The organism is Actinokineospora xionganensis (assembly GCF_014323725.1).
Classification (GTDB): domain Bacteria; phylum Actinomycetota; class Actinomycetes; order Mycobacteriales; family Pseudonocardiaceae; genus Actinokineospora; species Actinokineospora xionganensis.
In genome coordinates, this window is record NZ_JABVED010000009.1 from 15,915 (window position 1) to 36,941 (window position 21,027).

Here is a 21,027-nt window from a genome sequence, read left to right on the forward strand (position 1 = left end):
TCCCCGAGCTGTGGCTCTACAGGGATGCCACTCTACTCGGCAGGCTAGCCGGGTGACCCAGACACCGCTCTCCCCGACCAGCCGGAGCACCGTCCGACGGGGCAAGAAGCGCGCCGTCGCCGACCGCGCTGTCCTGCACTCGATCCTCGACTCCGGCCTGGTCTGCCACCTGTCCACGATCATCGACGGCGCGCCGGTGGTGCTGCCGACCGCCTATGGCCGCGACGGCGACACCCTCTACGTGCACGGCTCGACCGGCGCTCTGAGCCTGCGGACAGCGGGCGCGGGCGTCGAGGTGTGCGTCGCGGTGACCCTGGTCGACGGGATCGTGTACTCGAGGTCGGTGTTCAACCACTCGATGAATTACCGCTCGGCTGTCGTGCACGCCACCGCGACCGCGGTGACCGACCCGGACACGAAGTGGCACGCCTTGAAGGTCGTGACCGACCACGCCGCCCCCGGTTCATGGGACTACGCGCGCGAACCCAACGCCAAGGAACTGGCGCAGACCTCGGTGCTCGCGATCGACCTCACCGAGGCGGCGGTCAAGGTCCGGGCGGGCGGGCCCGCGGACGACGAGGACGACATCGAGGCGAACCGTGTGTGGGCCGGTGTGCTTGCACTGCACCAGGTCTGGGGCGAACCGGAGCCGTGCGAGTTGCTTCCGGAGGGGTTCCCGGCACCGGAGCACGTGGTCGCGCGCGAGGTCCGATAGCCGCCGGCTCGGGCAGGCTGCGGCGGACAGGCTGGGCGCATGACGTTCCAATTCCACGCCATCCCCGCCGCCGTCCTCACCGAGGTCCGCTCGCAGCCCACGCAACCGTGGACCGCGGGCGGCGGTGAGCCGCTGCGCTGCTGCCTGCGCGACGCCACGGCGGGCGAGGAACTGATCCTGTTCAACTACGAGCCGCCGCTGCCTTCGGACAGTCCCTACCGGGAGAAGGGCGCGGTGTTCGCGCACCCGGCCGACTGCGGCGGTCCCGCCGCGACCGACCGGTATCCGTCCGACTGGCTCGGCAGGCCACAGGTGCTGCGCGCCTACGACAGGCGGGGCTGGATTCACCCGTCGACGACGGTCCACGACGGACAGGACCCGGAAGGCGAGATCGCCCGACAGCTGGCGGACCCGAAGGTGGCCTGGGTGCACAGCCGCAACATCGCCTACGGCTGCTACATGTTCACGGTCACACGGGCTGCGGGCCGGTGAGCGGGTCGAGCCGGTAGTGCCCCATGGGCGGGCGGCCCTCGCGGTAGACGTGGATGCTCACCGCGGGGTCGGTCCCGGCGTTGGCGACCTGGTGGACGTAACCGGGGCCGAACACGCGGGTCTGGCCGACCGTCACCGGGTGCAGCACCTCGGCGGGCCGGGCGCCGCCGCGGGCCACCCGCTCGGTCAGGACGCCGGACACGACGGTGAACGCGCCCGCCACCGAGCCGTGGTCGTGCAGGTCGGTGCCCTGGCCCGGCAGCCACGACATCAGCCAGATCTCCTGGCCGTCGGCGCGGTCGATGAGCGCGGTGAAACGCTCGGCCGGGTCATAGCTGAGCAGGTCGCGCCAGCGGTCGCGGTCCAGGGCGTACTCGCGGGCGATCAGCGCCGGGTGCGCGAGGGCCGGGGTACCGCCAAGGGCGATGGTGTTCGGGGGAACGGCGAACATCTTCAAGTCTCTTCTCGGGATGCACGAGCACGACACGACCGGAACAGGTCGCAGGGCGGGCTGGATCACCGACAGAGACAGAGCGCGCCTGCGACACGACAGAGGTCGATGTGACCCCGTCGGCCGGTCATGGCGCGGAACAGCATGCCAATAGGGAACCATGAGTCCGGGCGACCGTCAAAGGCGCCCAGTTGATGAGACGACCCATCCGGACCCGCCAGGGCGCCGAATGTCAGCTGACGGGGTTGGACGGATGAGAGCGGGTGGCCATGGCCGACCGGGTTCGGCGGATCACGGGGAGCGTGCCCGATACGGAGCTGCCCCCGGACGCGGGCGCGCTGCTGCAGCGCGTCGCACGGGGCGACGAGCAGGCGTTCAGTGCGCTCTATGACCTTGTCTCAGCGCCCGTGTTCGGGCTGGTGCGACGCATTGTTCGAGATCCGGCGCAGTCGGAGGAGGTGACCCAGGAAGTGATGCTCGAGCTGTGGCGCACCGCCGCCAGATACGCCCCCGACCGGGGAAGCGCGATGACCTGGGTCATGACCCTGGCCCATCGCCGCGCCGTCGACCGCGTCCGCTCGGCGCAGTCGGCGACCGACCGCGAGGACAAGGCGTTCCGTCGCGAGACCACGCGGCCCTTCGACGAGGTCGCCGAGCAGGTGAGCACCCGCCTGGAGTACGAGCAGGTGCGCCGCTGCCTGGCCTCGCTCACCGATCTGCAGCGCGAATCGGTCGAACTCGCGTACTACCGCGGGCTCACCTACAAGGAGGTGTCGGAACTGCTCGACACTCCGCTCGGCACGGTCAAGACTCGACTCAGAGACGGACTCATCCGTCTGCGCGACTGCTTGGGGGTGGCCCGATGACCCCGGACATCCACGCGTTGACCGGCGCCTACGTCCTCAACGCGGTCACCGAGACCGAACGCGCGGACTTCGAACGCCACCTCGCCGAATGCGGGGCGTGCGCCGAGGAAGTCCGCGAACTGGAGGCCACGGCGACCCGCCTCGGCGAAGCCGCCGCCGCGGGGCCGCCCGCCGCGCTGAAGGCGGCGGTGATGGCGAGGATCGGCGAGGTGCGTCAGCTGCCACCGGTCCGCGACGAGTTGGCGGTCCGCCGCAAGCGGTGGTCCACGCGGATCCTGGGCATGGCCGCGGCCGCGCTGCTGGTCGTGTCGGTCGCGCTCGGGGTGGTCACGGCGCAGAGCAGGCAGGAACTCGACGCGGGCAGGCAGCAGGTGGCGGCGATGTCGGCGCTGCTGGCCGCCGAGGACGCGCGGCTGGTCAACGGGTCCACGCCGGACGGACTGGTCGGCACGGTCGTCGTGTCACGCAAGCGCGGTGAGGTGATGCTGCTGGCGGACAAGATGCCCGCGGCGCCGCAGGGCAAGACCTACCAGGTCTGGCTCATCGGCGAGGACAAGCGCTCGATCGGCTTGATGGCGCCCGACAACGGCCGAGCGGCCCTCATGGCCGCGTCCGCCATCCAGGACGCGGTCGCGATCGGCGTCACCGTCGAACCCGCGGGCGGCTCGGACCAACCCACCACCGACCCCGTCATGGCCATGACGCTTCCCACCTGACCCGGCTTTCGTTTCGGTCGCGAGTCCAACGTTCAGAACAACGAGTCCAACGTTCAGAACAACGAGTCCAACGTTCAGTACATCGAACTTCCGTCTTACGTCACGTGAGGCTGGAAATCAGATGTTCTGAACGTTGGACTCGTTGTTCTGAACGTTGGTCTCGTTGTTCTGAACGTTGGACTCGCGACCGGAACGAAAGCTGGGTCAGGGGTCGAGGGCGGTGAGGAGGTCGGCTACCAGGTCGGTGGGGTCCTCGCAGCCGCAGGAGAAGCGGAGAAGGCCGTCGGGGACGGGGTCGCCCCAGCGGGCTCGGCGGTCGGCTGTGGAGTGCAGGCCCCCGAAGCTGGTGGCGGCGGACACGAGGGTGGCGGCGGACACGAACGCGTCCGCTGCCTCCGCCGACTCCATTTCGAAGGTGACCACACCGCCGAAGCGACGCATCTGGCGGGACGCGATCTCGTGTGCGGGGTCGTGTGTGGAGCCGGGCCAACGGATCCCGCGGATCCGTGGGTGCTCGCGCAGCGCTTCGTAGACGGCCGCCGCGTTCTCCGCCTGCCTGGCCAGACGCAGGTCCAAAGTCCCCAGACCCCGGTGGGCCAGCCATACCTCGAAGGGACCCGGGACGCCGCCGCTGCCGGTGCGCTCCGAGCGGAGCCGGGCAGCCAGGTCAGGGTCGGCGGTGCTGATGTGGCCGAGCACCACGTCGCTGTGGCCGGAAAGGGCCTTGGTGTCGCTGGCGAAGACCACGTCCGCGCCCAGCGACAGGGGGCGTTGCCCCAGTGGCGTGGCCGTGGTGTTGTCGACTGCCATGAGCGCGCCCGCCGCGTGGGCGAGGTCGGCCACGGCCGCGATGTCGCACACGTCCAGGCGCGGGTTCGACGGCGTCTCGACTATCACCAGACGGGCGCCCTCGACCATGTCCTCGGTCCACACCATGCCGGTCGGCAGTTCGCGGACCGTCAGGCCCAGCGCGGCCAGGTTGTCGCGGACGTAGGTGCGGGTCAGGTAGTAGCCGTCCGAGGGGAGCACGACGGTGTCCCCCGCGCGAAGCACCGTGCGCAGCAGGGACGTCGTCGCGGCCATGCCTGAGGCGAACACGACGCACGTGCCGCCGTCGAGGTCGCCGATGGCCGTCTCCAGCGCGTCCCAGGTCGGGTTCTCGGCGCGGCCGTAGGTGCGCGCGCCGCCGAGGTGGAACTGGGAGGCGAGCACCGGCTGCGGCCCCACCGGGGCGCCGGGTTCGGCCGGGGGCAGTCCGGCGTGCACACAGCGGGTGCCGTCGCCGAGGGTCATCGTTCCGGCTTCGTCTTGCGCCCGATCAGCTCGCCCGCCATCTCCCGCGGGTCGAAACCGTCGTGGCAGACCCGGTGGACGACCTCGGTGATCGGCATCTCGACCCCGTGGCGCTGGGCGAGTTCGCGGATCGAGGAGCAGGACTTCACTCCTTCGGCGACCTGGCCCTGCGCGGCGGCCTGGGCCTGCGCGACGGTCTCGCCCTTGCCGAGCCGTGCGCCGAAGGTCCGGTTGCGCGACAGCGGCGAGGAGCACGTGGCGACCAAGTCGCCTAGGCCCGCCAGTCCGGAGAAGGTCAGCGGGTCCGCGCCGAGCGCCGCGCCCAGCCGGGCGGTCTCGGCGAGGCCGCGGGTGATCAGCGTGGCCAGGGTGTTCGCGCCGAAGCCGAGGCCGGTGGCCATGCCGCAGGACAGCGCGATGACGTTCTTGCAGGCGCCACCGATCTCGCAGCCGATGACGTCGGTGATCGTGTACGGCCGGAAGTAGCTGTTGGTGCACAGCTCCTGCAGCGCGATCGCGCGGTCGTGGTCGCGGCAGGCGATGACCGACGCCGTCGGCTGCTCCTGCGCGATCTCCACCGCGAGGTTCGGTCCGGACACCACCGCGACACGATCCTCGGCGACACCGGTGATGTCGACGATGACCTCGCTCATCCGCTTGAGGGTGCCCAGTTCCACGCCCTTGGCCAGGCTCACCAGGGTCGCGTCCGGCGGCAGCAGCGACGACCACGCGGCCAGGTTGTGCCGAAGGCTCTGGCTCGGGACGGCGAGCACGACCGTGTGCGCGCCGTCGAGCGCCACCCTCGGGTCCGATGTGGACCTCAGGGTGTCCGGGAGCCGAACGCCGGGCAGGTACTCGGCGTTCTCACGGTGGCGCTCGATGGCCTCCGACACCGAGCCGCGGCGGGCCCACAGGGTGACTTCGCGGCCGCTGTCGGCCATGACCTTGGCGAAAGTGGTGCCCCACGACCCGGCACCTAGGACGGTGATCTCAGCCATGTCAGATCGCGGTCTCGTCGCGCTTGGCGCCGGGCCGGAAGAACTCCGCGGGCGGCTGCTCCTCGCGGATCTCGGCGAGCAAGTCGCGGACCTGGGTCATCAGCAGGTCGGTGACCTCGCGAAGCAACTGGTTGGTGATGGGCTTGCCGCGGTACGGCGAGAGGTCGACCGGGTCGCCGACAACAGTGCGCACGTGCTTGCGCGGCAGCGGTCGGAACTTCTTGGTGTAGCCGTCCCAGATGTCGTTGGTGCCCCAGCGCGCGGCGGGCAGCACCGGCGCGTCGTTCTCCAGAGCCAGCCGCGCCACCCCGGTGCGGGCCCGCATCGGCCAGCCCGTCGGGTCCTTGCTGATGGTGCCTTCGGGGTAGATCACCACGACCTTGCCCTCCTTGAGCGCCTCGTGCGCGGCCCGCAGGCTGTCCTTGGCCTCGGAGGAACCACGGTAGACGGGAATGCCGCCGGAGCCCTTGAGGATGCGCCCGAAGATCGGCACCTTGAACAGGCTGTCCTTGGCCATGAACCGCGGGACCCGCTTGTTTCGGTGCACGAACACGGCGTCGTTGGGCGGGTCGAGGTGCGAGACGTGGTTCATCACGAGCAGCGCGGCCCCGGTGCGCGGCAGCTTCTCGCCGCCCACGTAGGTGCGCTTGCCCAACCAGGTCATCGGGTAGAAAGCGGCGGCGGCCGCACCGACCCAGAACCCGCCCTTCTCGCGCTTGCCCAACGTTCGTCCTCCTCCTGCTGCTGCCGTGGCCCGTGAGTCTCCCTGGCGACCCCGCCTCCGGTCCAGACGGGGTGTCCTCGGGCGAGCCGGCAGGATCTCGGATCGTGGTGGACTTGGTGGTCCCGGTGAAGCACCTCGACCGGGCGAAAACGCGGCTGCGCGGCACGGTGCCGGGCGGTCCGGGCGGCCACCTCGAACTCGTGCTCGCCCTGCTCGTCGACACCCTCGTCGCCGCCGTCGCGGCCCCCGGCGTGCGCCGGGTCCTGGTCGTCTGTGAGGACGAGCGGGTGACCGAGGCGGTCGCCGCGACCGGGGCGGAGTGTGTCGACGAGCGCGGGCTGCCGGGTCTCAACGCGGCACTGCGGTTCGGCGCGGACGTCCTGCTCACCGACGACCCGGACACCACCGTCGGCGCGCTGCAGGCCGACCTGCCCGCCCTGCGCCCGGCCGACCTGGGCGCGGCGATCAGCCGGGCCGCGGGCGCCCGGGCGTTCGTCGCCGACCGGGAGGGCACCGGCACGACACTGCTGATCGCCGCCGCGGGGACCTCGCTCGCCCCGAGGTTCGGCGCCGGGTCGGCGCTCGCCCACGGTCGCACCGCGTTGATGGTGGGCGCCGGACTGGCCACGCTGCGCTGTGACGTGGACACCGCGGCGGACCTCACCGAGGCGTTGGCGCTGGGCGTCGGACCCCGGACCAGCGAGGTCGTGCAAGGTATTCGGAAGGTGTGCTGACAATTAACCGCTCGGTTCGCCGGACAGTGGGCTGATGGCCGCTTCTTGCTGAACAATGAAACCGTGAGCACCCAGAGCAGTCAGAGCAGCGAGAACACCGACGAGAAGGTCATCGCCCCACCCGCCGCGGCGACCGACGGCCGGGCGGTCGAGCCACGCGCGCTGCCGTCCGCTCCGCCCGCGGCGACCCCCGCGGCGGCGGTGACCGACCTGCCCGACGACCGGTATCTCAACCGCGAACTGTCCTGGTTGGACTTCAACGCCCGGGTGCTCGCCCTGGCCGAGGACTCCTCGCAGCCGCTGCTCGAACGCGCCAAGTTCCTGGCGATCTTCGCCTCGAACCTCGACGAGTTCTACATGGTGCGCGTCGCGGGCCTCAAGCGGCGCAACGAGACGGGCCTGTCGGTCCGCAGCGCCGACGGGCTGACCCCGCGTGAACAGCTGGCCTACATCGCCAAGCGCAACCAGGAACTCGTCGAGCAGCACTCTCGGGCGTTCGAGGAGCGGGTTCGCCCGGAGTTGGCCGAGCGCGGCATCCGCATCGCCACGTGGAGCGAGATCACCGACGACGAGCGCACCCGGCTGTCGGCCTACTACCGCGACCAGGTCTTCCCGGTGCTCACCCCGCTGGCCGTCGACCCGGCGCACCCGTTCCCCTATATCTCCGGCCTGTCGCTCAACCTCGCGGTGACGGTGCGGGACCCGGAAGGCGGCATCGAGCGCTTCGCCCGCGTCAAGGTGCCCGACAACGTGCCCCGGCTGGTGCCGATCGACCGCAGCGCCGACGAGCAGGTCGCGATCTTCCTGCCGCTGGAGGAACTGATCGCCGCGCACCGCAACACCCTGTTCGCGGGCATGGACGTCACCGGCGTGCACGCGTTCCGGGTCACCCGCAACGCCGACCTCGAGGTCGAGGAGGACCGCGACGAGGACCTGTTGCAGGCCCTGGAAAGGGAGCTGGCGCAGCGCCGTTTCGGCGCGTCGGTGCGCCTGGAGGTCGCGGGCGACATGACCGAGCACATGCTCGAACTGCTGCTGCGCGAGTTGGAGGTCCACCCCAACGACGTCGTCGTCGTGCAGGGACTGCTGGACCTGTCGTGCCTCTGGCAGCTCTACGGCGTGGACCGCAAGGAGCTCAAGGACCCGGTCGTCGTGCCCGCCACGCACCCGGCGTTCGGCGAGCGCGAGACACCGAAGAGCATCTTCGCCACCCTGCGCGAGGGCGACGTGATGGTGCACCACCCGTACGACTCGTTCTCCACGAGCGTGCAGCGCTTTGTCGAGCAGGCCGCGAGCGACCCGCACGTGCTGGCCATCAAGCAGACGCTCTACCGCACCTCCGGCGACTCCCCGATCGTCGACGCCCTGATCGACGCGGCCGAGGCGGGCAAGCAGGTCGTGGCCCTGGTGGAGCTCAAGGCCCGGTTCGACGAGCAGGCGAACATCAAGTGGGCGCGCGCGTTGGAGAAGGCGGGCGTGCACGTGGTGTACGGGTTGGTGGGTCTCAAGACCCACTGCAAGATCTCGCTCGTGGTGCGGCAGGAGGGGTCCACGATCCGCCGCTACTGCCACATCGGCACGGGCAACTACAACCCGAAGACCGCGCGGCTCTATGAGGACGTCGGCTTGCTCACCGCCGAACCCACCATCGGCGCCGACCTGACCGACTTGTTCAACGTGCTCACCGGTTACGCTCGTCAGGACACGTACCGGGGTCTGCTCGTGGCCCCGTACGGTGTGCGGCGCGGGATCATCGAACGGGTCGACGACGAGATCGCGCACCAGCGCGCGGGCAGGCCCGCCGGGATCCGCATCAAGGTCAACTCGCTGGTGGACGAGCAGGTCATCGACTCGCTCTACCGGGCGTCGCAGGCCGGGGTGCCGGTGGAGATCGTGGTGCGCGGCATCTGCGCCCTGAAACCGGGTATCCCCGGGCTGAGCGAGAACATCGAGGTCCGGTCGATCCTGGGCCGGTTCCTGGAGCATTCGCGGGTGTTCGTTTTCAAGGGCTGCGACGAGCACTGGATCGGCAGCGCCGACATGATGCACCGCAACCTCGACCGCCGGGTGGAGGTCCAGGTCCGGGTCACCGACAAGCGGCTCACCAAGCAGTTGGACGACATGCTGGATTCGGCCCTGAACCCCGCGACCCGCTGCTGGGTCCTCTCCGGCAACGGCGACTGGCACCCCTCACCGGTGGGCGCCAAGTCGGTTCGCGACCACCAGGCCGAACTCCTCAAGCGCCACCGAGCCCTGGGTTAGTCCCGTGACAAATCCCATCCTCGCCGCCGGCGCCGTGCTGTGGCGGCGGTCGGCGGAGGTCGAGATCGCCGTGGTGCACCGTCCGCGGTACCGGGACTGGACCCTGCCCAAGGGAAAACTGGACGAGGGCGAGTCGCTCTACGCCGCCGCGGTGCGGGAAGTCGCCGAGGAGACCGGATTCCGCTGCGCGCTGGGTCGGTCCCTGGGGCACGTGTCGTACGCGGTGGACGGCGTGCCGAAGACGGTCGACTACTTCGCGGCGCGGGTCGTCGACGGGGAGTTCACCGCCAACGACGAGGTCGACAGGCTGCGGTGGCTGACTTTGCCCGCGGCGGCGGAACGCCTGACCTATGACCACGACCGCTCGGTGCTGGCTGGCTTCGCCGAGACCGGCCCGGAAACGGCGACCGTGTTGCTGGTCCGCCATGGCCACGCGGGCCGCCGTGACAGGTGGCCCGGTCCCGACGACGAACGACCGCTGTCCAAGACCGGGAGGGGGGAAGCGAAAGCCCTCGCGCACCTCATCCCGCTGTTCGCCCCGGACCGGGTGCACTCGGCCCCGAAGGCACGGTGCGTGCAGACAGTCCGGCGGGTGGCCGAACAGCTGAATGTAGACGTGCGTCTGGAAGCGACACTGCTCGAGTCGGCCGATCGGACCGACGCTGTGGACCGCCTACGGGAGATCGTCGGCGACGGCGGGACAGCGGTGGTGTGCAGCCAGGGCGGAGTCATTCCCGACCTGGTCAGCGACCTGGCGAAGGATTCCAGTGTGGACGTTGGCGAGGTCCGCAGCCGCAAGGGCAGCCTCTGGCTCCTGTCCTTCGCCGGGGACACAATGATAGGAGCCCTATACATAAGGCAAGCGTGACATGGCGCCTGGTGGCGCGGCTCGGCCGCTTTGTGGTGACCAAGCAGGACTGGGGTGCAGGCGCCATGGCACAACCCCACACACGCGAGAGCCCGCACGGGAGAAGCGTGCGGGCTCTCGCGATGTGCCTGTCTGACTACTTCTTGGCTGCCCGCTTCGCGGGAGTGGCCTTCGCCGTCGCCTTGGCCGCGGTGGTCTTCGCCGCGGTCGTCTTCTTGGCGGTGGTGGCCTTGGCCGCTGCAGGCTTCTTGGCCGCGGTCGTCTTCGCCGCCGCCTTGGGGGCCGCCTTCGCCGCGGTGGTCTTCGCCGCGGTCGTCTTGGCCGCGGTCGTCTTCACCGCCGCCTTCGGGGCCGCCTTCGCCGCGGTGGTCTTCGCCGCGGTCGTCTTGGCCGCGGTCGTCTTCACCGCCGCCTTCGGGGCCGCCTTCGCCGCGGTGGTCTTCGCCGCGGTCGTCTTGGCCGCGGTCGTCTTCACCGCCGCCTTCGGGGCCGCCTTCGCCGCGGTGGTCTTCGCCGCGGTCGTCTTGGCCGCCGTGGCCCTGGTGGTCGCGCGAGCCGTGGTGGCCTTGGGGGCCGCCGCGGGCTTCGCCGCCGCCGCGCGGGTCCGCGTGGTGGTGCTACGCGTAGCCGTGGGACGTGCCGTGGCGCCGGCCGCCGCCCGGGTGGTCCGGGTCGCCGTCGCGGTGCCGCGAGCCGCGGGGGCCTTGGCCGCCGCTGCCGCCGGACGAGTGGCCGCCACCTTGGGCAGCTTCTTCGTCCCGCTCACGACCTCCTTGAACATCGTGCCCGCGCGGAACGCGGGGACGTTGGTCTTCTTCACCTTCACCGTCTCGCCGGTGCGAGGGTTGCGCGCGGTGCGGGCAGCGCGAGCGCGCTTCTCGAACACGCCGAAGCCGGTGATGTTGACCTTCTCGCCCTTGTTGACCGTACGAACGATCACGTCGACGAGACCGTCGACCGCAGCGCCTGCGGCCTTCTTGTCGCCAAGACGCTCGGACAACGCCTCGATGAGTTGGGCCTTGTTCACCCTTCAGTCCTCCGTTTGAGACCACACTGCCGTTAACGGCCCAATTTGGCCGACTTCACGCCACCGTATGCCTATAGGCGCGTAATTTCCACGCGACGCGCCCGATTTTTCCTTGCATCGTGCGATGTTCGGCCCCCTGAGGGGTCGAAATCGGCGAAATCGGGTCCGTCACGCTGAAAGTGGGCGGCTGGATTGTGGTCCCGGGATACCCCTTGAGGGAAGGGAATCCGGGAGTCGATCAGGGGGCTACAGCGGGGTGGTTACCGGCTTCCACTTGGGCCTGGCCTGCTCGAACTCGGTCACGGCGGCCTCGTGGCGCAGGGTCAGGGCGATGTCGTCGAGCCCTTCGAGCAGCCGCCGGCGGGTGTAGTCGTCGACGAAGAACGGGGCGGTGAAGTCCTTTGCCCGGACCGTCTTCTCGATGAGGTCCACCGTGACCTCGGTCCCAGGCTCGGCTTCCAGGATCTTCCAGAGCAACTCGATATCAGACTGCTCGCACTGGGCGGCCACCAGGCCCTGCTTGCCGGCGTTGCCGCGGAAGATGTCGGCGAAGCGGGCCGAGAGGACGACCCGGAACCCGTAGTTCAGCAGCGCCCACACCGCGTGCTCACGCGATGAGCCGGTGCCGAAGTCCGGCCCGGCGACCAGGACGCTGCCCGCCCGGTAGGGCTCCTGGTTGAGGATGAACTGCTCGTCGCCGCGCCAGGCGGCGAACAGGCCGTCCTCGAAACCGGTCCGGGTGACCCGCTTGAGGTAGACGGCCGGGATGATCTGGTCGGTGTCCACGTTGGACCGGCGCAACGGCACCCCGACGCCGGTGTGGGTGGTGAACGGCTCCATGGTGTTCTCCGTCCTCAGTTCAGGTCGTCGGGGGTGGACAGGGTTCCGCGCACGGCGGTGGCCGCCGCGACGAGCGGGGACACCAGGTGGGTCCGCCCGCCCTTGCCCTGCCTGCCCTCGAAGTTGCGGTTCGACGTCGACGCGCTGCGCTCGCCGGGGGCCAGTTGGTCGGGGTTCATGCCCAGGCACATCGAGCAGCCCGCCTGCCGCCACTCGGCGCCCGCGGCGAGGAAGACCTTGTCCAGGCCCTCGGATTCGGCCTGCGCGCGCACCCGCATCGAGCCGGGCACCACGAGCATCCGGACGTTGTCGGCCACGTGGTGACCGCGGATGACGGCCGCGGCGGCCCGCAGGTCCTCGATGCGGCCGTTGGTGCAGGAGCCCAGGAACACCGTGTCGACGTGGATGTCGCGCAGCGGCGTGCCTGGCGCGAGGCCCATGTAGGTCAGTGCCTTCTCGGCGGCGATCCGCTCGTTCTCGTCGGCGATGTCCGCGGGGTCGGGCACGCTCGCGGTCAGTGGGAGCCCCTGGCCCGGATTGGTGCCCCACGTCACGAACGGCACGAGCGAGTCGGCGTCGATGACGACTTCCTCGTCGAAAACGGCGTCGTCGTCGGTGCGCAGCTCGCGCCACGCGGCGACGGCGGCATCCCAGTCCGCGCCGTCGGGGGCGTGCGGGCGGCCCTTGAGGTACTCGAAAGTCGTGTCGTCGGGCGCGATCATGCCCGCGCGGGCGCCTGCCTCGATGGACATGTTGCACACCGTCATCCGGGCTTCCATCGACAGCGCCTCGATGGCGCTGCCGCGGTACTCCAGGACGTAGCCCTGACCGCCGCCGGTGCCGATTCGCGCGATCACCGCGAGGATCACGTCCTTGGCCGTGACGCCGTGCCGCAGCTCACCGTTCACCGTGATCGCCATCGTCTTGAATGGACGAAGCGACAGGGTCTGGGTCGCCAGCACGTGTTCGACCTCGGAGGTGCCGATGCCGAACGCCAGCGCGCCGAACGCGCCGTGGGTGGAAGTGTGGCTGTCGCCGCAGACCACGGTCATCCCCGGCTGGGTGAGGCCCAGCTGCGGCCCGACGACGTGCACGATGCCCTGCTCGACGTCGCCCATCGGATGCAGCCGCACACCGAACTCGGCGCAGTTGCGGCGCAGGGTCTCGACCTGCTTGCGGGACACCGGGTCGGCGATCGGGAGGTCGATCCCCGTCGTCGGCACATTGTGGTCCTCGGTGGCGATGGTCAGATCGGGCCTGCGCACCGGTCGACCGGCCAGCCGCAGGCCGTCGAACGCCTGTGGGCTGGTCACCTCGTGAATGAGGTGCAGGTCGATGTAGAGCAGGTCCGGTTCGGCGCCGTCACCGCGACGCACCACATGCTGGTCCCAAACCTTTTCGGCGAGCGTTTTGGCCATCGCTCTCACCATCAACTTCCCATGGACTGGACTTCCCATATAACGGGAACGTAGTATCGCCTTGTGGGACAGCATAGCGGCATCGGGGTTTTGGACAAGGCAATGGCGGTACTGCAGGCCGTTGCGAAAGAGCCCTGCGGATTGGCGGAGCTGTGCACCAAGACCGGACTGCCAAGGGCCACGGCCCATCGCCTGGCGGTCGGCCTTGAAGTGCATCGCCTGCTACGCAGGGGTTCTGACGGTCGATGGCGACCGGGTGCGGCGCTCGGGGAGTTGGCGGGCGGCGCGACCGACCCGCTGCTCGACGCGGCCACCGCGGTGTTACCGAGATTACGTGACCGAACCGGCGAGAGCGTCCAGCTCTACCGCCGCGACGGCCTGCACCGCATCTGCGTGTGCTCGGCGGAGCCGCAGAGCGGGTTGCGGGACACCGTCCCAGTTGGAACGCGCCTGCCGATGACGGCCGGGTCGGGAGCCAAGGTTCTTGCCGCGTGGGCGGATCCCGCCACGCAGCGCAGCCTCCTGGCCGACGCGGTGTACGGCGAGCGCGCGCTGCTCGAGGTCCGCAGGCGCGGGTGGGCGCAGAGCGTCGCCGAGCGGGAACCCGGTGTGGCCAGTGTTTCCGCGCCCGTGCGCGACGCCACGGGGACGGTGGTGGCCGCGGTTTCGGTCTCCGGCCCCATCGACCGGATGGGACGTCGTCCGGGCGCCCGCTGGGCCGCGGACCTGCTCGCCGCCGCGGACGCCCTGCAAAACCGCCTCTAGCTGTCGTTTGTGTCGCCCGACAAGGTGTCGGGCGACACACAACGAGACTTAATCGTCATCGCGGCTGAGTAGTGCTACGGATCTCTTCCGGGCCTAGGCGAGCCATTCTCAGTCCATGGCAGCCGACAGAACCGCACTCGCGCGTCTCGCCGAGGAGATCGACGAACTTGGGCGCCGACTGACCCTGGTCGGCGCCGAACTGCGGACGATGCGGACATCGGGCGAAGCGGTGCCCCAACAGGCTCCGCCCGCCGCGCCCGCGTGGCCCGTCCCGCCCATGGCGCCCCCCGCCTTCACGTGGCCGTCGCCACCCATGGTCCAGCAGCCGATGCCCCAATACGGGATGGCTCAGCACGCGATGGCCCAGCCGCGGCCGCTGGGGCCCATGCCCGCGCCGATCCGCCGGGAGTCGCTCGGCGAGAAGCTGGGCAAGGAGGGCGCGGGCAGCAGGATGCTGGCGTGGATCGGCGGCGCCGTCACTCTTCTCGGGATCGTCCTGCTGCTCGTGCTGGCGATCCAGCGCGGCTGGCTAGGACCGCTCCCCCGGGTCCTCGTCGGCGCGGGTTTCGGCCTCGCGCTGGTCGCCGTCGGCCTGCGGCTGCACCGCGATCCCGCGGGTCGCACCGGGGCCTTCGCCCTCGCCGCGACCGGCATCGCCGTGCTCTACCTGGACACCATCGCGGCCACCACCCTCTACGAGTACCTGCCGGTCGTCGTCGGCTTGGGCATCGCGCTCGCCATCGTGGTCGGCGGTCTGCGGCTGGCCACCCACTGGGACTCCGCGTCGCTCGGCACGGCCGTGGTCCTGGGCTGCGCGGTGTGCGCTCCCCTCATCACCCAGGGCTTCACCCCGACGCTGGTGACGTTCCTGCTGGCCGTGCAGGTGGCGACGACTCCGGTTCAGCTGAGCAAGGAGTGGACCCCGGCGGCCTGGGGCGCCGGGATACCACCGCTGCTGGCCTCGGCGATAAGCACCTTCGTGCTCGCGAAGCCTGGTTCGTGGACCAACACCGCAGCCGCGGTGGGCGCCGGGGTGATCGGTCTCGGGCTGGCCGTGCTCGCCACCCACCGCCGCCCGGCGGACCCGGCGGCGCTGAGCCTGCTGGCTCTCGCGGCCGCGCCGACGCTGATCGCCGCGCTCTTCCTGCCCAAGTCCCAGGCCGTCCTGCTGGCCGCGGGCGCCGCGGCGGTCCTGCTGGGGGTGTGTGTGGCCCTGCGTGGGACGGCCGGACAGCTCGCGGGCATCGCCGGGATGGCGGCGGCCTTCCAGGCGACGGTCACCCAGTTCGACGGCACCGCCCGCACCGCCATCCTCCTCGCCGAGGCGCTGTTGCTCACCCTGGTGGCCTGGCGCGTCCGCAAGGACTTCGCGCTCGCGGGCGGACTCGCCTTCGCCGCGGTCGGCGGCATGCTCGCGTGGAGCACCGACTTCCCACCCACGATGATCGCCGAGTTCCGTCCATGGACGTCCGGGAGGCTCGCGGGCGCCTGTCTGGTGGCGGCGCTGATCCTCGCTGTCTCGGTGGCGCTGCCGTGGACGGCCTCGCGGTTGGGCAAGCTGGGCGCTCCGGGCAAAACCATGCCGCCATGGTTGTTCGGCGGATTCCTGGCGCTGTATGGGGCGGCTGGAGTGGTGCTCACCGCGTCCCTGCTGGTGTTCCCGGGCAGGACCGGATTCCTCGTCGGGCACGTGCTCATCACGGTCTCGTGGACCGCGGCGGCGCTGGTTCTGCTCGTGCGCGGGATCGACGTCCCCGCGTTGCGGACCATCGGATTGGTGCTCGTGGGCGCGGCGGTCCTGAAGCTCATCCTGTTCGACCTGTCCGCGCTGGACGGCATGGCCCGGGTCGCGGTCTTCCTCTGCGCGGGCCTGATCCTGCTGGCCGCGGGCGCCCGCTATGCCCGCAAGGTGGCCGCGACCGCCCGGCCCGAGGAGAAGATCTCTTAGCCGGAGCGGGATTCGCCGGGCGCGGGAGTCCGTGCCCGGCGAACCGACCGGTCAGCGGTGCCCGTGACCGCTGTGCGCGAGCATCTCGCGCGTCTCGTGGATCGCGCGGAACGAACGCGGTTCCACCCCGGAACGGCCTGCCGTGGTGGGTCCGTTCGGGCCGACGGCGGGCTTGCCCGCGGTGTAGAGCCAAGTCGTGAACAGCGCCCGCAGATCCTTTCCGGACGTCTTCTCCGCCAAGGCCCGGAACTGTTCGGTGGTGACGTTGCCGTACTGGTGGTCGGCGGGCCACGTGCGCAGCGTCTTGAAGAACGCGGCGTCACCCATCGCGGTCCGCAGCGCCCGCGGGGTCATCGCACCGCGGTCGTACACCGCGTCGTCGAACTGTCCGGCGGCGCTGGGGTCGCCCGGAAGCACCTGCCAGAACGGGTCCCCGGCCGGGATCGAGTCGTAGGTGTACCGCGCGAGTTGCGCCGGGGTGCCCTCGCCGAGGTGCTCCGACCACAAGTATTCCGCGTAGGTCGCGAAACCCTCGTTGAGCCAGATCTCCTTCCACCGCGCGACCGACACCGAGTCGCCGAACCACTGGTGCGCGTTCTCGTGCGCGACCACATAGGTGTCGCAGCCGCGGCGGAAGAACCGGTCGCTGCAGATCGGCCGGGTCTGGTTCTCCAGCGCGAAGGCGATCGCGGTGCTCACCACGCCGCCCTGCGCCTCGAACGGGCAGGGCCCGAACTGGGTCTCCTGGAACTCGACGATCTCCGGCGTGCGCTCCACACTGGCCCGGGCGGCGCCGCCGTAGACCAGGTCGTCGCCGTACGCGGTGATGAAGGACGGGCCGTTGGGCGTGGTCTGGTCGCGCGGTTCGAACTTCCCGACGGCGAGCAGGGTCTCGTAGGTTCCCTGTGGCTTGACACTGCGCCAGTTCCGCCGGACCCAGCCGTCGATCTGCTGCTGGGTGCCGACGAACACGCCGTTGGAGATCACCTTGTAGTCCTCGGGCGCGGCGACGGAGACGTCGAACGTCGTCTTGTCCAGCGGGTGGTCATTGCTCGGGTACCACCACGGCGCGATCTGCGGCTCGTCCGCGGCGAGCGCGCCGCCGTCGGCGCCGATCTTCCACGCGTTGTAGCCGTAGCGCTCGTACTTGCCCGGGGTGTCCTTGTAGCTGACCACGTTCGTCATGACCGTGCCCTTGGCGATGGGCTTGGCGGGGGTGACGACCAACTCGCCGTCCTTCGATCGAGTCGACGCGACGGCGTCGTTCATCCGCACGGAGTCCACTCGGAGCAGGAAGTCCAAATCGAATCGGGACAAGTCCTGGGTGGCGGTCGCGGTGACCGTCGTGGTGCCCCACAGCTCGTCGCGGAAGAGCTTGTGGCTCAGCCAAACGTCGTAGTGCGAGACGTCGTAGCCGCCGTTGCCGTCCCCCGGGTAGTGGTCGCCGATTCCGGCCGCGCCCCGGCGACGGGGCCGCACTGGCCGGGGTGGACACGAGCACCGCCACCACCGCGGCCGACATGACGAGTTGTGATCGCACGCGCATGAATCCCTGCCTCCTGGTCGGATTCGCCGGAACCTGCCACGAGGGATCACGCGCCACTAAAGACCAAATGGCGGCACGTGGCCGCCATTTCCGACAGACTTCCCATCGAATCGGCCTTCAAGGCACCTTTCTTCCCGGGACGACCGGTGACCGCGAAAGAATTCGCGGCCACCGGCACTGTCCTACTGGGTGTCCGTCGCGGTCAGCGTGATCGGCACCGCGGCGCCGAGCCAGAGCTGGGTCAGGACGTAGCGGGTGCCGCTGGGCAGCGTCCCCGACTCGTCCGCCGCGGCGGACGCGGCTGACCCGGTGAGCTTGCAGGCGGCGTCGTAGAAATACAGGTCGAGGTCGTACGGCGCGGGCGAATCGCCCTTGACCTCCACGTTGTGCGCGCCGTCGCCGAAGCTCGCCGGGACCTCGGTGACCCAGCCGTCGGCGCCCTGCGCGGGCGCGGCGGGCACGCCGCACGCCGCGGTCATGGCGGCGGCGGTGACGCCGGTCGGGGCGGTCCCGGTGGACGGGTTGGCCGCCACGATGGTGCCGGTGTCGGTGATCGGCTCGTCCGGCGGCAGCGGCGGGAGGGGCTCGATCCCCTTGACCTTGCCGGAGAACACCTGCACCTCGGCGGTCTGCACGACCGTCTTCGTCTCACCCTGCGCCGAGTCCGTCCAGAAGCGGATGTACTGCGCCTGCACGGGCTTGTCGAGGGTGAACGTCCGGTAGTTCAGGTCCGGGGCGGTCGGCCGCGGGGCCTGGTAGCCGAACGCCGCGGACTCGGTCCGCACGGTCTTCCAGTTCACGCCGTCGGTCGAGGTCTGCAGGGTGAACCCGCGCAGGGCCTCGAAGCGCGACGTCGTGAAGGCGCTGACCTGGATCGCCGAGATCGGCGCCGCCTTGGCCAGCTTGACGGTCGCCTTGCCCGTGCGCGGAGCGGACTTCCAGACACTGCCCGCGGTGTCGTCGAGCAGCTTCTCCGCGCCCGGCGTGGTGCTGTCGACAACCGTCGCGCCCATCGCCGTCGAGGCGAGGTTGGGGCTCAGCGTGAACTTCCGCGCGGTGGTCGCACCCGCGGCGACCGCGACATCGTCGAAGGTCTGGGTCCCGAAGCCGGGGGCGAAGATCGTCACCGGGTAGCGGCCCGCTGTCACCGGGGCGGAGAACGCGCCGGTCGCGGAGCTGGTGCGCAGCGCGCTCACCCTGGCCTCGAACCGGCCGAGCACGATCTTCGCGCCCGCCACGGGCGAACCGGTGGCGGCGTTGACGACGCTGCCGGTCAAAGTGCCGTTGTGGGCCGGGTTGAGGTGCGCGAACGACGGCACGGGATCGGTGTCCTCCCCGCCGTCGGTCGCCGCACCGACACCGAGTCCGCGCTGGGCGAACGCGCCGAAGACAAGGTCGACGACGGTGTCGTAGTCCGACCGCGTGTGGTAGCGGTTGTCCAACGCCGTCCGCATGGCGTCGCGCATGTCCACGAAGGACGGGTCCGGCGGGGACAGCGGCATCGCGTCGGTGACGATCCTGGCGGCCATCTCCCCGCCCCGCGCCTCACCGAACTTGGCGACCAGGGACTTGCGCATGGTCCAGAGGGTCGTCGTCCAGATCTCACCGTCCGCGTGTACCTGGGGACCGCTGAGGTCGTAGCCGACGTCGCCGAAGGTCGTCGGGTTGCTGTCGTAGTCCCAGTTGCGGATGCCGCGCTCGCCGTTGCCGGTGGCGTACTCGCCGACGACCGCCTTGCTCGCCAGTCCCTTGCCGTAGAGATAGTTCAGCGCGTACCAGTCGCCCCAGCCCTCGCCCATCGCGCCGGACTGGTGGGCGCCAAGGCTGTTGTCCTCGCCGCTGACATACCGGTTGGACAGACCGTGGGCGTACTCGTGCTCGATGACCGAGGCGTCGAAGTTGCCGTCGGTGTACGGGCCCTCGAAGGCGTCGTTGATCGGCTCCCACAGGAACATCCCGCTCCACGGCGGGATCCCGTCGGGCAGCGTGAGCATGTAGGCGTTGTCCCGGCCGGTGTACGTCGGCGCGCCACCCGAGGCGGCTCCCGCGTGGACCAAGCCGATGATCGGGTCGCCGCCCTGACCGCCCTTGCCGTTGTTGTTGACCTGGAAGTTGCCCGCGGACTCGGTGAAACCGAGTTCGGCGAACTCGTCGTGGATGCGGTTGTGGTGGAAGAACAAGTTGGTGGCCGCCGGATCGAGGTCGAGCGCGTAGCTCGGCGGGACGGTCGCGCCGTTGGTGCGGGCCCAGTTCGCCGCGTAGGCGTAGTTGAACTGGGAGGTCGGGCTCACCGGGCGCGGGCCCTGGTCGGCGGGGACGAGGAAGTTGGAGTAGTTGGCGTAGCTGTTGGCGTTGTTGCCGAACGTCGTCGGGCCCGGCAGACCGGCCAGCCCGGTCGGGTCCACCCAACCTGAGGGCGACTGCGGGGTGGGCCCGAACGGCTTGATGACGGGGTTCCCGCCGCGCGCCGCACCCGGGTGGTTCTCGTAGACAGTCCCCTCGGACTCGTGCGCGACAAGGTTCGCGCGGTAGAGCACGGCGCCGGTCTCGGCGTCGACCATGGTGTCCCACGCCGCGTCGAGCGCCTTGACGAACAGGACCCGGTACGCGGGCCGGGCGCCGTCGGCGGTGGGGAAAGCCGCCCGCTGGACATAGGACTCGGCCGCGAACGGGCCCTTGGCGAAGGTCTGGAAGCCCGCGCGCTCCCCCGCGCTCGTGGCGGTGAAGGCGACGCCGGGGGCGAGCGAAGCGACCACACCCTGCAGCGCCTGCGCCGAGGTGAGCCGATAATCGCCGCGCAGGTCGCCGCCGCGAGCGGTGGCACCGGAGTAGGACAGCACCCGTCCGTCAGCGGTGACGGCCACGACGAGATGCCCGCCTCGAGCGGCACGGACGCCTTCGAAGGTCTGGGCGAAGGTGACCAGCCGAGTGCCGGTGCCCGCGAGTTCATGCTCGCGCACGACGGCCATCCCCGCCACGTCGGCGGCACCAAGCCCGAAGGCGGCGCGGTGGCTGTCCACGAAGGACCTCGCGATGACCGCGGCGGCGCCGGCGGCGGGTCCGGTCAGCCAGCCGCCGTCACGCCGGATGGTGCGCGGCGTCCCGAACCTGGGATCCCAGGTCACGCGCGTGCCACTGCCCGCCAGGCCTGCCAGCCGGTTCGCGGCGGCGAGTTGCTCACCGGTGGGGGCGACTTCGGTGGCGCGGCGCACGTCGACGCCCTCGCCTGGGGGCGCCGCCGGGTCGACGGTGACCGAGTTGGCGACTGGCACGAGCGCCACTGTGGTGGCGACGGCCAGCGCGGCCGCTAACAGCGGACGGACACGCATGATTGCTCCTCACGTGCACGAGCAGGGGATCCGAT

The 21,027-nt window shown here is 70.4% G+C and carries 18 protein-coding genes and 1 pseudogene; 9 read left to right on the plus strand and 10 right to left on the minus strand.

Going from position 1 to position 21,027, the window contains the following annotated elements:
* Positions 1-52 precede the first annotated feature (52 nt).
* Both GPZ80_RS16750 and GPZ80_RS16755 read left to right on the plus strand, forming a co-directional pair.
* A complete protein-coding gene (locus tag GPZ80_RS16750) occupies positions 53-715 on the plus strand; it encodes a pyridoxamine 5'-phosphate oxidase family protein (RefSeq protein ID WP_187221316.1) in 663 nt (220 codons plus the stop codon).
* A 39-nt stretch (positions 716-754) separates the two neighbouring features.
* The gene (locus tag GPZ80_RS16755; RefSeq protein ID WP_187221317.1) at positions 755-1,207 is read left to right on the plus strand and encodes a DUF1203 domain-containing protein; all 453 of its coding nucleotides are present in this window, start codon (positions 755-757) and stop codon (positions 1,205-1,207) included.
* Here GPZ80_RS16755 and GPZ80_RS16760 read toward each other — a convergent pair.
* Together GPZ80_RS16760 and GPZ80_RS34045 are read right to left on the minus strand one after the other, a co-directional pair.
* Positions 1,185-1,658, minus strand: coding sequence for a cysteine dioxygenase (locus GPZ80_RS16760; protein WP_187221318.1), 474 nt, complete (start codon positions 1,656-1,658; stop codon positions 1,185-1,187). The genes GPZ80_RS16755 and GPZ80_RS16760 overlap by 23 nt on opposite strands.
* A 65-nt stretch (positions 1,659-1,723) precedes the next feature.
* Positions 1,724-1,804 carry a putative leader peptide gene (locus GPZ80_RS34045; protein WP_376771691.1) on the minus strand — a complete coding sequence of 27 codons (81 nt, stop codon included), beginning with the start codon at positions 1,802-1,804 and terminating at the stop codon, positions 1,724-1,726.
* 123 nt (positions 1,805-1,927) lie between these two features.
* Between GPZ80_RS34045 and GPZ80_RS16765 the strand changes: the two genes are divergently transcribed.
* Positions 1,928-2,524 (plus strand): sigma-70 family RNA polymerase sigma factor, encoded by a 597-nt coding sequence (locus GPZ80_RS16765; protein WP_187221319.1) that lies wholly within the window; start codon positions 1,928-1,930, stop codon positions 2,522-2,524.
* Positions 2,521-3,240 carry an anti-sigma factor gene (locus GPZ80_RS16770; protein ID WP_187221320.1) on the plus strand — a complete coding sequence of 240 codons (720 nt, stop codon included), beginning with the start codon at positions 2,521-2,523 and terminating at the stop codon, positions 3,238-3,240. Before GPZ80_RS16765 ends, GPZ80_RS16770 begins: the two co-directional genes overlap by 4 nt.
* Positions 3,241-3,444: 204 nt before the next feature.
* On the opposite strand, the gene GPZ80_RS16775 is transcribed toward GPZ80_RS16770, so the two are convergent.
* The 3 genes from GPZ80_RS16775 to GPZ80_RS16785 are packed head-to-tail and all read right to left on the minus strand — an operon-like array spanning position 3,445 to position 6,255.
* Positions 3,445-4,533, minus strand: coding sequence for a cystathionine gamma-lyase (locus GPZ80_RS16775; RefSeq protein WP_187221321.1), 1,089 nt, complete (start codon positions 4,531-4,533; stop codon positions 3,445-3,447).
* The gene (locus GPZ80_RS16780) at positions 4,530-5,531 is read right to left on the minus strand and encodes an NAD(P)H-dependent glycerol-3-phosphate dehydrogenase (protein WP_187221322.1); all 1,002 of its coding nucleotides are present in this window, start codon (positions 5,529-5,531) and stop codon (positions 4,530-4,532) included. The genes GPZ80_RS16775 and GPZ80_RS16780 overlap by 4 nt, the downstream gene beginning before the upstream one ends.
* A gap of 1 nt (position 5,532) precedes the next feature.
* Positions 5,533-6,255 (minus strand): lysophospholipid acyltransferase family protein, encoded by a 723-nt coding sequence (locus GPZ80_RS16785; RefSeq protein WP_187221323.1) that lies wholly within the window; start codon positions 6,253-6,255, stop codon positions 5,533-5,535.
* A gap of 104 nt (positions 6,256-6,359) precedes the next feature.
* Here GPZ80_RS16785 and cofC point away from each other — a divergent pair, with 104 nt between their 5' ends.
* The 3 genes from cofC (at position 6,360) to GPZ80_RS33725 (ending at position 10,119) form a co-directional block, all read left to right on the plus strand.
* Complete coding sequence (gene cofC, locus GPZ80_RS16790; protein ID WP_312880381.1) at positions 6,360-6,989, plus strand: 2-phospho-L-lactate guanylyltransferase; 630 nt, start codon at positions 6,360-6,362, stop codon at positions 6,987-6,989.
* Positions 6,990-7,100: 111 nt separating this feature from the next.
* Positions 7,101-9,251, plus strand: a complete 2,151-nt coding sequence (locus GPZ80_RS16795) for an RNA degradosome polyphosphate kinase (protein WP_312880408.1) — start codon at positions 7,101-7,103, stop codon at positions 9,249-9,251.
* A 4-nt stretch (positions 9,252-9,255) separates the two neighbouring features.
* Entirely contained in the window at positions 9,256-10,119 is an 864-nt protein-coding gene (locus GPZ80_RS33725; RefSeq protein WP_187221325.1) for an NUDIX hydrolase, read from the plus strand.
* A 136-nt stretch (positions 10,120-10,255) separates the two neighbouring features.
* Here the strand turns inward: GPZ80_RS33725 and GPZ80_RS16805 are convergent, their stop codons facing one another.
* The 3 genes from GPZ80_RS16805 to leuC all read right to left on the minus strand — a co-directional run bounded on the left by GPZ80_RS16805 (position 10,256) and on the right by leuC (position 13,404).
* Positions 10,256-11,146: an HU family DNA-binding protein gene (locus GPZ80_RS16805; protein WP_187221326.1), complete on the minus strand. Its 891-nt coding sequence runs from the start codon at positions 11,144-11,146 to the stop codon at positions 10,256-10,258.
* Between the two features lie 246 nt (positions 11,147-11,392).
* Entirely contained in the window at positions 11,393-11,986 is a 594-nt protein-coding gene (gene leuD / locus GPZ80_RS16810) for a 3-isopropylmalate dehydratase small subunit (protein WP_187221327.1), read from the minus strand.
* Between the two features lie 14 nt (positions 11,987-12,000).
* On the minus strand, positions 12,001-13,404 hold the full coding sequence (leuC, locus tag GPZ80_RS16815) for a 3-isopropylmalate dehydratase large subunit (RefSeq protein WP_187221328.1): 1,404 nt from the start codon (positions 13,402-13,404) through the stop codon (positions 12,001-12,003).
* Between the two features lie 63 nt (positions 13,405-13,467).
* On the opposite strand from leuC, the gene GPZ80_RS16820 reads away from it, so the two are divergent.
* Both GPZ80_RS16820 and GPZ80_RS16825 read left to right on the plus strand, forming a co-directional pair.
* Positions 13,468-14,169: an IclR family transcriptional regulator gene (locus tag GPZ80_RS16820; RefSeq protein ID WP_176926721.1), complete on the plus strand. Its 702-nt coding sequence runs from the start codon at positions 13,468-13,470 to the stop codon at positions 14,167-14,169.
* 115 nt (positions 14,170-14,284) lie between these two features.
* On the plus strand, positions 14,285-16,117 hold the full coding sequence (locus GPZ80_RS16825) for a DUF2339 domain-containing protein (RefSeq protein ID WP_187221329.1): 1,833 nt from the start codon (positions 14,285-14,287) through the stop codon (positions 16,115-16,117).
* Positions 16,118-16,168: 51 nt separating this feature from the next.
* Here GPZ80_RS16825 and GPZ80_RS16830 read toward each other — a convergent pair.
* Positions 16,169-17,663: pseudogene (locus GPZ80_RS16830) on the minus strand (M1 family metallopeptidase).
* Positions 17,664-17,845: 182 nt separating this feature from the next.
* Positions 17,846-20,992, minus strand: coding sequence for a M36 family metallopeptidase (locus tag GPZ80_RS16835; RefSeq protein ID WP_187221330.1), 3,147 nt, complete (start codon positions 20,990-20,992; stop codon positions 17,846-17,848).
* Positions 20,993-21,027: the final 35 nt, after the last annotated feature.